We start from the raw sequence: 10,728 nt of genomic DNA on the forward strand, positions 1-10,728 counted from the left end.
CGGCCATGCTGTCGCCGCCGATCTCAATGGCGGCCATGGCTCCAGCGATCAGGGCGCGTACTGAAATGGTTGCGGCATCGRAACCGGACTCCACCGCAGCCATGGACCCTGCCAGTATGGAAGGCCCACCCGTCGCGCTCAGGGTATCGGCGCCCGTTTCGGTTGCGGACAGGCTGCCTACCGCGCTCGGCGCCGTGCCGGTTGCTGCAAGAGCGTCGGCGCCAGATTCCACGGCCGCCAGCGCGCCTTGACGGCCAGCGGCRCTAACACCTGTGCCCGCCAGCACGTCCGCGCCGGCCTCCGCGGTCGCCATCGCGCCAACGGCAAGCGTTACACCGGAAATGCTGGCTGTATCAGCCCCGGCACTCGTTGCCGTAAGCGCGCCCTGCGCGAAAACGCTGCCTGTCGCACTGAGTCCGTCTGCCCCCGCTTCTGCGGCTGCCAGTGATCCCGATGAATCTCCCGTGCCAGCGAACCATGTGAAGTTCGCCGCGTCACCGGCCGGTGGCGCATAGGACGCCACACCCACCCAGGAGAAATCCGCAGCATCCCCTGCCGGCGGCGTGTAGCTCATACCGGCATAACCCCTCGGTAGGTCAGTGCTGGCAGGCTCTCGCCCGTGTCTGGGTAAGCGATCAACGAGTGCGGGCCGTTGTAGGTCGTGTTGATGGTGTAGTTGCCAGTCGTGCCGTCACTGGTGGTAGTTCCAATCACCACGCCGGTATCTTCCCGGAGCGCGCGAATCAGACGCGCTGCTGGATTGTTGGATGCATCCTTGACTTGGCCAGCCAATCGAATCGACCCGCCGAATTCTTCGGTCGGAGGCGTGAAGTTGGATGTGTACCGCGCAACACCCTTCGTGATGCGGAATTCATCGACATAGCCGTTCGTGCGGTCGTACCATGTCCCGGCATATAGGAGTCCACCGATACTCAGGACAGCATCGGAATCCAGCGACACCGATCCTGTGTATGTCGAGCCGACTTGAGTGCCGTCAGCAAAAAGCTTATAGCTGCCCTCCTGCCCACTGAGCGCGACATGCACCCATGTATTCGCGCTCACAACGCCACTGGAAGTGGTGATGTCGTACTCGTCACCAGACAAGTTGACCGCAAGGCCACCGCCAGAAAGTACGCTGATGCCAAACCCGTGTGTCGAGTCTTTGTAATTGGTAGCGATTGTCTGGGCAGCACTCGTTGAGTTCAGGTAGAGCCAAAACTCCAGCGTGAACGGTCCAGTGCCAGGGTTGAATCCCGCGTCGGCTGAGTAACGGAGCTGCTGGCCGGAGCCAGGGAACTTGAGCGCAGATCCGCCGAACTTGGACTGCGTGGTCGAAATTGTGACCGCGCCAATGTCGAACGGGATCTTTGGCGAACCGCTGCTGTCAACGATAGTCGTAGACCCATCAGTCCCGTCGCCGCGCAGCAGTAGGGAAACGTTGCCAAAGTAGATATCGCTGGCCACGCCATGCTCCTATCAAGCGTGCGTGATCGTCGCGGAGTTGATGGTGATGGCCTGCCCGCTCGCCAGCACGTTGTTGTCCAGCACCAGGTCGGTGCCGGAGGTGCCAACGGTCAGGCCGGTAATCACGTCAGCGTCTGCAGAGGTCGTGATGCTGGCCTTGGTGGCTGTACCCGCAGCGGATGCCGTGGTGCTCAGGATGCCGTCCGCGCCACCGTTGGCGTCTGAAAGCGTCAGCACAGCGCCGGATACGGTGCCCGCTGTCGATGCCAGATTGAAGGTGGCCAGCAGCGCGTCGGCGGAGTTGAACAACTTGAGCTTGCCCGAAGTGCCGATGGTGGAAACAACAGCATTCATGCGGGCCGTCTTGGCTGCGGTAGAGTAGGTGACAGACATGGCCGGTCCTCAGCGTTGGGTGATGGCGAAATTGATGGTCCGGTCGTCAATGCGGCCGGCAGCGGTGGTGATGCGGCAGGTCACGAACTCGTCGRCGTCCACAACGCCGCCAGAAACTAAGGCGGTGGCGGTAGCGCTGGTGTTCGAGAAGGACTCAACCGTGATGCCCGCGCTTGGGACCCACTCAACGGACGTAATCACATCCGCCAAAGGGGCGAGCCAGTCCGACCAATCGACCGTGTAGTCGAGGGTTGCGTCGGGGTCTTTCTTGATTGCTGCCATGCCACGGAGTCTTCCGGGAGGTGCAACTTTGCGCGAACCCTACTGGGGGGGCGTTGCTGGCTTGAGGGCCGGGAAGTACAATCAAGACGTCAGCGAAATGCCGCTGAAAGTGATGCCCTGGTTGTGCCCTGTCAATGTCAGCTGAAAAGCTGTTATGTACGAGAGGCGGAATCGGCCCCGCTCCCTCCAGGATCGTCCAGAATCAAGCCCCTATTCAGGGGCTTTTTTCTTTCTTGCGGGCAATCCTCGCGGAACGACTGTCACAACTTCTAAGGCATCTCCTTGAGACTGAAGCGGCATCTGGGCGGAGTAGCGACGGCCGGTCGCCTGATCCAGCAGCCCGTCCGCCAACAAAGAAGGCTTGTGATTCTTGGCGGCTGGGTCAATCCATGCGGATGATCGCGGCTGCATCGCCTGCTCGGCAAATTTTGTGACCTCAGCTGGCGTGAAGTTATCGATACCGATCCGCCTGTCCATGAGGTGAGCGTGAGCCGCATCAGTCATCACCACGTCGCGCCCGACAGAAGGCGGCATCCCAAGGCGCTGCAACCCATTCGCCTGCCCCTGCGTCACATCCCCCAGCCGGTAGGTCCCGCTGCCCTTCCCTGCCGTCAGGTCTGCCAGCAACCTGGCTTTCCCTTCTGGCGACATGGCAGCCATGAAGCCCAAGGCGGTTGCAGCCTTTGCTGCCGCACTGGGCCCGGCCAGCGATCCAAGCAGCTCCGCAGCCGGCCGCCGCTCGGAGGTCACGGCGCCAGCGCGCTCCATCTGCTGGCCGATCCACTCTGACCCACCGACTGGCGCCGGGTGCTGGTAGCCCAGGCCGCCGAGCGCTGCAGCGGTAAGGTCCACTGGACCGCCCAGGACGCTCGCCGCTGTGCGATTGGCCACGTCAGCGAGGCCTCGGACCACATCAGCACGAAAGCCGGAATCGGCCACCGCGCCGCCGATGGACTGCAGACGCTCCATTGCGGATGGCGGGGAAGGTTCGGCCTGGGGCGCTGGCTGGTAGCCAGTCGTCGGGATCTGGTCGATGAGCGCCAAGCGGGCGGCGGGTTCCTCTTTGGCTGTCTGGCGCCTTGGTTGGTAGTCGGGTGGCACTAAGCTGGTCCTGGTGGTTTGGGACCAGTCTGCTTGCTCTGTTCGCAGCGGGCAATCGCTACTGGGGGCGTGAAAAAGCCCTCCGAAGAGGGCTTGTGTGACGGCGTGCAAATCCGATACGAGTTTGCAGACCTTACCAATGAGAGTCAGTTCGGCTTGTCAGATTTACTTAAGCGTTTGTCCAACTCATCCAACCGCTTGGCCGTGTCGTTCAATTGATTGGAAACCTGATTGATCGACTGCATGGTATTTTTCCCTGATTCAAATGATGCGACCATATTTGAAAGCACGGTTGCATTAAATGCAGCAATTCCAAGCACGATAGCTATCGTGCTTGAAATAGCAGTAACGATGAATGTGGTCTTGAGATTCTTGATACCAGCGTCGGTGCTCTTTTGGCTCGCGTCAATTGAGTCGAATTTGGCCTGGTACAGCTGGTTCATCCCTTCTTGACCAGCTCTCATCGTGTCAACCAAGCCTTTCTGGCTGGCTATCAACGCATCTATGCGGCCCACCACTTCGGCTACGCGCGTGTCCATCCGAGCCTCAAGGGTTTGAAGCTTGGCGTCTAACTCTTCGCGAGTGATTTCTGGCATTGTTTTTTTGCTCTGTGCTGTTTTGGATACAGCTGGGATTTTCCCAACCAACTCAACATCACCAACCCAGTTTTCCGATTCGTTCCAACCCTTGCCAACAAAATCAACAAGATTTACGTTGCGCCAATTAAGCAAAGCTTCGTCAACGGGCAGGAACGCCGGATCGTTATAACCTTTGATACTGTGCAAAAAACTGTCTGCGCCAGGATCGCGTGTCAGCGACGTGATCTTTAACTTGCGCTCATCCTCAGAAGGGCCAAGCAGGCGGCCAAGAAATGGTGGATCGCCCGCCATTTTTAACTCTCTTCACCATCCTGGCCAGTCTCCAAATCATGCAACGCCCGCTCGAGAGCATTGTGAAGCGCCTTTGCTGCATCAACATTCATTGCCAACGTTGATACAGCCTGTCGAACAGGTTTCAACCCCACCATACCACCAGACTCAAAATGAGGCACAAGAATTGACTCAAAAACACTCACGGCAAAATTTTTCGATCCGTCTTTTTTGGTGGTGACAGCCAATCCAAATAAGTCCACGTTGACAAATCTAAAGTCAGGGGCAACCGTGATCTCTGCATGCCCAAAGTCCTGTGTTTTCTTGTCCGCCACGCTGTTCCTCCGACAAATTTGATGTTGACTTACTGTACAACAGACCTCAGCCCTAGATCTATGTTGGCAGGGAGTCCCTCCTGCTACAGTCCCCGCCCATGACTGAAGAGTTCCAGGACACCGAGCCAGGCCTGACCAAAGACCAGGAGTTTCAACACCAGTGGGACCTCGCTGATGCCAAGCTGGGTGTTGCAGAGCAGCTGGCCTGGCCGCTAGCAATAGGCTGGGGCCTTGCAGTTGGTCTCATGACTCACCACTGGCTACCTGGATTGCTTGTCTTTGCAGCCGCCTACTATTTCGTGCGACACCCCTACTCAAAGGAATCGCGGAGATTCGACCAGCTTCACCAAAAGCGAGTATTTGGGCCAAATGAGCAGTGAAGTGCTACATTCCGCCCATGGCCAATGACCAGTACAAGCGCCCAATGTCCCTTGCCGAGAGCGAAGAGCTCCTGAGCGGCCGCAACCCGGATGCAGAGACTTTCGGGTTCTGGTACGGGCTGGGCAAAGGCCTGTTGAAAGTGGCGATCTGGGTTGCAGTCATTGCAGCCGTGTCCTACCTCTGCGTTGCCGTCCCTGCCTTGGGTTGGGCTCTTGCCGGCGGCGTCCTTGTGTACGCCATTGTCGAAATCTCCAAGGCCGGGAAGAAGTAGCTCACCGCCGCTGATCCTCGCGAGCGAGCGCAGCTACCCCGGCACCGCCTGCAGCCGGGTTCAACACTGCCTTTTCAGCCAAATTCCGTACGGCCTGCTCTGAAGTCATCTTGCGCGCCAGCACGTTCGCAGTTGCTGGGGCTGCCAGGGCACCGGCAATGACAACCGGATTGCCAGATGCTAGACCACCGATCAGTGTGCTGGCCCAGGCGCCCAGGCCGATCTGACGCGCAGTTCCCGATGGATTCGAGAACACCTGTGCACCCTCGCGCCGATTGGCGGCCATCCGCCCCATAGTCATCACCTTCTCTTCCAGCCCAGGGAACCCAGAGTTGGAGAACAGCGCGCGCCGCGCTGGCAACGACATGGCCGCAAGGTTGGTCAGGAACGTCTCGCTGCTGAATGCGTCACCCATCTCGTTCTGCGCTGAGTTCTTGGCCCGGCCCAGCCGCTGCAGAACTGCGGCGGCCACTTCGCGGCGATTTTCCTCGGGCATGGACTTCATCAGCCGGTTGATCTGGGTGCCACCATCGGACAGACCACTGGTGGCGGCTTTGAAAACGCGTTCGGGAGCCTCCCGGTTCACGATGGTTTCCAGCTGATCCAGCCGCTGGATGCTGGCCTTGGTGTACTGATTGGCTCGGCTCCAGGCCTGCTGCGCCTGTGGGCCCGCCTGTTCTGCTGCCGTGCCCAGGTCATCGCTCAGGGCCGCGTACAGAGCGCGCCACTTGCTGCGGGGGACGTCGGAGGTCAGGGAGTTCTCGGAAATCTCCTGGCCCACCAGCGTGCGCAGCTTCTGGATTGCTTGGTATGGCAGTTGGCCAGCAGTCGGGGCAACACCCGTCGAAGACATGCCGGGAGCGATGTTTGCCAGCGTGGCGCCTTCCACGTCCTTGAGCATGGCACGCTCGATATTTCCGATCTTGGCATTGCGGAAGAACTGGGACAGGTTCGGTGCACCGTCGATGCCTTCGTTCAGCGCCTTCAGCGCCTCCTGCGTGCGGTTCACGCTCACCGGCGTGGTGGGCGGGATGAAGTTGTCCAGCTTGCCGTACAGCTCCTTCTGCGTGGTCTTCACACTGTCCTTGAAGGCGTTCACGCCTTTCGTGATGGCCTCCCCTGCGCCCCAGCCGGTGGCATTGGGGGCCAGCTGCTGCGACAAGCTTTGCACGGAGTCCTCCAGCGCCTTTGCCTGGGCCTCGCCACGCCGGGCCATGATCCCAGACCCACCGATCACGTTGGAAAGGCCAGTTTCTGCAGCCTGCAGCGTGCGCGACTGAGTGGCCTGGCCCATGGTGGGCACCGTGCCAGATGCCGCTTCAAAGGTGGCGATGTTGTCAGCAACCCGCTGGCGGCCTGCTTCACCTCCACGCAGGGCCCCGCGCACAGCGGTTTGCGTTGCGAAAGGAATCACCGAAGGCGCCAGAGAGCCAGCCACGTTGGCCACGAGCTGCGCGCCCTCGCCTCCGCCGCTCTCTCGGGTGACTGCAGCGGCGCCCTGCCCTGCTGCGCCGCTGGCTACCTGCGTGAGAGGCGCGGCGGCCATGGTCTTGCCCACAGCCTGTGTCACAGCTCCGGCAGCGTTCGATAGGCCCGCGCCCGTGGCAATGCCGCCCACCGCAGAGGCCCCGCCCCGGTTGATGTCCTGCACCACGCGCTCCGAAGCAGTCTCTGCCACCGGTAGCCCAGCCTTGGTCAGCAGGTCGTTGGTGGACTCGCCCAGCATCTTCAGGCGCGGACCGTTGCCCTCGCCCATGACGGCATTCAAGCCTGCATTGATGGGTTTCGCCACCAGGTTGTCGGTGAGCGTGGCCGGAAGGTCGGTCAGACCCTGAACGACGCCACGCACGCCGATGCCAAGGCCGCGCGCCGCGCTCTCGCCCAAAGTGCGCTGCTGGCCGCCAGAAGCCGGAGCAGCTTCAGGCGCTGCCGCTTTGGTCTGCGCTGGCGCACCAGGCGCAGGACGCACGATCTCGTCCTTGTCCCATGGGTTGGCAGCGGGCGTAGAGGCCGAGGGTACTGCTGCGGAGGCAGGCGCTGGAGCCGGAGCGCCGCCGCCTGCGGGCCGGATGATCTCGTCGTTGTCCCAAGGATTGGCCATTACGGTTTCCTCCGCACATCACCGGTGGGCGTCTTGTAGTACGAACCGGACGGGACCGACTGATACCCTGCCGCGTCAGTCACTGCAGGCAGGTACTTGATGTTCAGGCTCTCGATGGTGTCCATCGCTGCGCGCCGCTGCTCAACGGGGATCGTTGGATCTCCGATCTGACCGGCCATCTGCTTGTAGAGCAGCACGTCCTTGTCGGACTGCGGGCCGGACATCTTGGGCATCTTGGACACCAGGGCACCTTCCAGCGCCTTGAGCTGGGCCGAGGCTTTCGCGCCCTCTGTTGCCACGCCGAAAGTCTGAGCCGCCTTGTCCAGCGCCACGCCTGCATAGCTGCCCGTGGTCTTGTCCATCAGGGGCCGGGCCTCGTTCAGGATCGAGAAAATATCCTGCGTGTCCTTGCCCTGTTGCACGCCTTCCTTGTTCTGCTTCAGGTCGGCGGGGCCGCCTGGGATGGCCTCCATGTTCCCGCCTGCCGTGTAACGGTATCCGGGTGGCGCCTTGCCGTCCTGCAGCGCCTTCAGGCGCGCAGCCTCCGTAACACCCTGCGCAGCGATGCCGGCGCGAGTGTTGTTGCCCCGCTCGGTGATCAAGGTGCGGTCCAGCGCGTTGCTGTTTTGCGCGTCCGCGATGGCTGCGCTGCTGCGAGCCTGCATCTGCGCGCGCATGTTGCCAGCGTTCTCGCGCATGGCCGCTGCATCAACGCCGGGTTGGGCCTGCTGCAAGGCCGCATCCGTCGCCTGGGCCTGGGCCAGCGCCTGGCGGTCTTGCGACTTGTCGCCCTCTCCGCCCCAGCGCGCATCATTGGTGATGCTTGAAGCAGCGGTTGCCAGATTCTCCAGCTGCTTGCGTGCTGCCCAGTCGTTGGTGCTGTTCCTGATGGTGGGTGCACGCATCTCGGTTTGTGGAGCGTTCGGCATCTGCGCCAGTGCGTCAGCTGCCTGTCGGCGCTGCATGCCTTGGGCTGCGTCTTCACTGCGGGTGCTGGGGTCTGCGGCGGGCAACGTGCCCATCGCGGCGACGGCAGGCGCAACAGGTGCCGGGGCTGGCGCCATCGATGCGGCACGCGACAGAGCTCCAGTCGGAGCTGGTGCTGCCGGAGGTGGCGCAGGAGCGACAGCCACTGGCGCAGGCGCTGAGGCGGCGGGAGCAGATGCGCCACCACCGGTCCAGCCAGGAGGGCCGCCGACAGGAATCTGGGCCAAACGCTGGGCACGCTCTTCATCCTGCACCGTTCCGCCGTCCGCATACCGGCGCGGCTGAAAGCCCTGGGGCGCAGCCAACTTTGCTGCATTGCTGGCCGCATACGGGTTGGGGTCATACAGGGAACTGCGCGGGTCGGAATAGGCTCCCAAGCGCTGGGTTGCGGACTGGAAACCTGCGGGCGCTGGAGGTGGTGCCAGCGATGCCTGGGCCGCCGTGCGCTCGGGGCTATCCTGAATGGAGCTGGCAGTCACCTGGGTATTGCGCAGCGCATTGCGTTCGGCCCAGCCCATGGGGGCCGCCGGCGCAGGAGCAGGCGACGCAGCAGACATGGCAGATGCTGCGGGCGCTGCAACAGGTGCAGGAGACGCGGCGGGCGCAGCGGGTGCCGGGGTACTCCAAGGAACGGAGCTGAAAGTCCCAGCGCCCGGTTGACCGTTGAACGACACATCGCCGCCGACATTGCCGCCGCTGTAGCTGTTGCCCACCCTGGTGACGTTGTTGTCGATCAGGCCGCCATCGGCAAACATCATGGGCGGCATCTGGGCCATGCGGTCGGCAGGGCGGTAGCCCATGCCCTCTCCAGCATCGTCCTCCTGGCCGCCGGGCATGGCCTCGGCCATTTCGTGCCCTGCACCCTCGCCCGTTTCGTCATCGGGCTGGCCGCYATCCTCGCCGTTCACCGGCTTGTGGGTGGTGTCCTTGAGCAGCTTGAGCACTGCCGCGCCCACGGCCATGACCTGCTCCGGCGGGAATTCAAACTCGCCATTGCTGAGCTTCACCGGCACGGTGGCCAGCTTCTCCAAAGCGTTCGCGCCGATGGCCTTGGTGCTGTCTGCCGGCATGATGAAGGTGCCTGGCTCGGCCTCGGTTTCAATGGAATCGCTGGTGCCGGTGCCAGGGCCGCGCACCACGCCGCCCCGGGCAAGGTACTGGGGCTGCTGCTTGTAGCCCATGGCCTCCATCTGGGGAATCATGGCCCGGAGGCGTTCGGCCGCCGATGGCGCGGCGGGGGCGGCTTGCTGGTAGCCCATCGCCTGCATCTTGGGGATCATGTCGCGCAGGCCTGCAACGCCACGGGCGCCGAACGGGACCACGCCGCCGTCAGCCATCTGCGGCTCAGGGGCTGGCATTTGCGCCAGGCGGCGCGCGGCATGGGACTGGAAGCCGTACATGGGGAGACCTTTCGAGATTCGCTCTCTTGAGTCTCCGCACATAGCGGCTTTTGGTCGAACCCTACTGGGGGCGTCAGCGCTGCACGAAGCTGGTACTTGTCGCGTTGCTGACCTGGGTGTTCACGTTCAGGTTGTTCAGCGCAGCCGATGCCTGTGTGGCCACCTGCTGGGCCGCCGCCACCGCCGCCTTCACCTTCTCGCTCACCATGGCCAGCTTCGCCTTGAGGTTGGAATCGGCCACGTTGAAGTCGATGCCCGCCTTCTTGAACACGGCATCCAGTGGCACCTGAGCCACCTGGGCGTCGGTGGAATACAGGCGGGTCATGGCGTCCACCAGCGTTCGGTAGGCGTCGGCCTCGGCGCCGGTAACTGCGCGGTACACATCCGCATCGGCGGTCACACCAGCGCGCCAGCCGTCCACCTGGGCACGGTACAGGTCGCTCTTGGCGCCCGCCTCGGCCTTGAAAAAGTCGCTCTGCGCACCGGTGATGGTCTTGTAAACGTCCGACTCCACCCCGGCCACGGCCCGGTAAATGTCGGTCTTGGCGCCCGTCACCGTGCGGAACAGGTCGGCCCGGGCCGATGCAATGCGGGTTTGGCCGTCAATCTGCGCGGTGGCCAGCGTGGTGGCAATCTGCGGGGCCACGGCCAGCGCCTGCATGTAGTTGATGGCCGCCGACATGGCCGCGCCGCGCAGGCTGATGGCCTGCTGCACCGCCAGACGGGCATTGTCCAGCTCGTCCTGGTGCGCCTTGATGGCAATGTCGCGGGATTGCTGGCTCAGGGCATTGGTCAGGCCCTGGCGAATAGTGAGCACTCCATGCACCAGAGATCCGGGGGGCAACACGTAGCCGCGGCTGGCAAACGCCGTCATTGCCTCGTCCTCTGCGCGGGCAGCCTCGGCCGCCAGGCGTGCGCGGTCACGCTCCCACAGTGCGTTTTCCATATCGGTATTGATGCTGGTGCCGCCCTCGCCCAGCGCGCGCTCCAGCCAGGCGGTGGCCTTCTCGAAATAGGTGCCGGCCGGGAACCACTCGGCCATGTAGTCGCTGAATGCCGCCTTGAGCATTTCCATGATCTCGGCGCGGTTCTCCCAGTACAGGTTTTGCAGCTGGGTCACATCCAGCTCGCCCAGGTCGGGCGG

General features: G+C 62.7%; 12 protein-coding genes. 2 read left to right on the top strand and 10 right to left on the bottom strand.

Annotated features, from left to right (window positions below; genetic code table 11):
- The 7 genes from AC04MI_RS20180 to AC04MI_RS20210 form a co-directional block, all read right to left on the bottom strand.
- Positions 1-574: hypothetical protein (locus AC04MI_RS20180; RefSeq protein WP_476498525.1), on the bottom strand; the 574-nt coding region annotated here is incomplete at its 3' end.
- Positions 571-1,464 carry a LamG domain-containing protein gene (locus tag AC04MI_RS20185; RefSeq protein WP_476498526.1) on the bottom strand — a complete coding sequence of 298 codons (894 nt, stop codon included), beginning with the start codon at positions 1,462-1,464 and terminating at the stop codon, positions 571-573. The genes AC04MI_RS20180 and AC04MI_RS20185, both read right to left, overlap by 4 nt.
- A gap of 12 nt (positions 1,465-1,476) precedes the next feature.
- The gene (locus AC04MI_RS20190) at positions 1,477-1,857 is read right to left on the bottom strand and encodes a hypothetical protein (protein WP_476498527.1); all 381 of its coding nucleotides are present in this window, start codon (positions 1,855-1,857) and stop codon (positions 1,477-1,479) included.
- Between the two features lie 9 nt (positions 1,858-1,866).
- Positions 1,867-2,139 (bottom strand): phage fiber-tail adaptor protein, encoded by a 273-nt coding sequence (locus tag AC04MI_RS20195; protein WP_476498528.1) that lies wholly within the window; start codon positions 2,137-2,139, stop codon positions 1,867-1,869.
- A 210-nt stretch (positions 2,140-2,349) separates the two neighbouring features.
- Complete coding sequence (locus AC04MI_RS20200; RefSeq protein ID WP_476498529.1) at positions 2,350-3,183, bottom strand: hypothetical protein; 834 nt, start codon at positions 3,181-3,183, stop codon at positions 2,350-2,352.
- 203 nt (positions 3,184-3,386) lie between these two features.
- Positions 3,387-4,130: a hypothetical protein gene (locus AC04MI_RS20205; protein ID WP_476498530.1), complete on the bottom strand. Its 744-nt coding sequence runs from the start codon at positions 4,128-4,130 to the stop codon at positions 3,387-3,389.
- Positions 4,131-4,132: 2 nt separating this feature from the next.
- On the bottom strand, positions 4,133-4,444 hold the full coding sequence (locus tag AC04MI_RS20210) for a hypothetical protein (protein ID WP_476498531.1): 312 nt from the start codon (positions 4,442-4,444) through the stop codon (positions 4,133-4,135).
- Positions 4,445-4,542: 98 nt separating this feature from the next.
- Between AC04MI_RS20210 and AC04MI_RS20215 the strand changes: the two genes are divergently transcribed.
- Positions 4,543-4,824 (top strand): hypothetical protein, encoded by a 282-nt coding sequence (locus AC04MI_RS20215; RefSeq protein WP_476498532.1) that lies wholly within the window; start codon positions 4,543-4,545, stop codon positions 4,822-4,824.
- 17 nt (positions 4,825-4,841) lie between these two features.
- Positions 4,842-5,096 carry a hypothetical protein gene (locus tag AC04MI_RS20220; protein ID WP_476498533.1) on the top strand — a complete coding sequence of 85 codons (255 nt, stop codon included), beginning with the start codon at positions 4,842-4,844 and terminating at the stop codon, positions 5,094-5,096.
- A 1-nt stretch (position 5,097) separates the two neighbouring features.
- Here AC04MI_RS20220 and AC04MI_RS20225 read toward each other — a convergent pair whose 3' ends face one another.
- The 3 genes from AC04MI_RS20225 to AC04MI_RS20235 all read right to left on the bottom strand — a co-directional run.
- Complete coding sequence (locus AC04MI_RS20225; protein WP_476498534.1) at positions 5,098-7,197, bottom strand: hypothetical protein; 2,100 nt, start codon at positions 7,195-7,197, stop codon at positions 5,098-5,100.
- Positions 7,197-9,584: a hypothetical protein gene (locus AC04MI_RS20230; RefSeq protein WP_476498535.1), complete on the bottom strand. Its 2,388-nt coding sequence runs from the start codon at positions 9,582-9,584 to the stop codon at positions 7,197-7,199. Before AC04MI_RS20230 ends, AC04MI_RS20225 begins: the two co-directional genes overlap by 1 nt.
- Before the next feature lie 73 nt (positions 9,585-9,657).
- Positions 9,658-10,728, bottom strand: a 1,071-nt coding sequence (locus AC04MI_RS20235; protein WP_476498536.1) for a hypothetical protein, incomplete at its 5' end; no start/stop codon positions are given.

The organism is Acidovorax sp. LjRoot204 (genome assembly GCF_056175785.1).

Bases quoted from the DNA above. Each gene is read 5' to 3' on its own strand.
- AC04MI_RS20225 (WP_476498534.1), bottom strand. From the start codon at position 7,197: ATGGCCAATCCTTGGGACAACGACGAGATCATCCGGCCCGCAGGCGGC.
- AC04MI_RS20215 (WP_476498532.1), top strand. From the start codon at position 4,543: ATGACTGAAGAGTTCCAGGACACCGAGCCAGGCCTGACCAAAGACCAG.
- AC04MI_RS20220 (WP_476498533.1), top strand. From the start codon at position 4,842: ATGGCCAATGACCAGTACAAGCGCCCAATGTCCCTTGCCGAGAGCGAA.
- AC04MI_RS20205 (WP_476498530.1), bottom strand. From the start codon at position 4,130: ATGGCGGGCGATCCACCATTTCTTGGCCGCCTGCTTGGCCCTTCTGAG.
- AC04MI_RS20190 (WP_476498527.1), bottom strand. From the start codon at position 1,857: ATGTCTGTCACCTACTCTACCGCAGCCAAGACGGCCCGCATGAATGCT.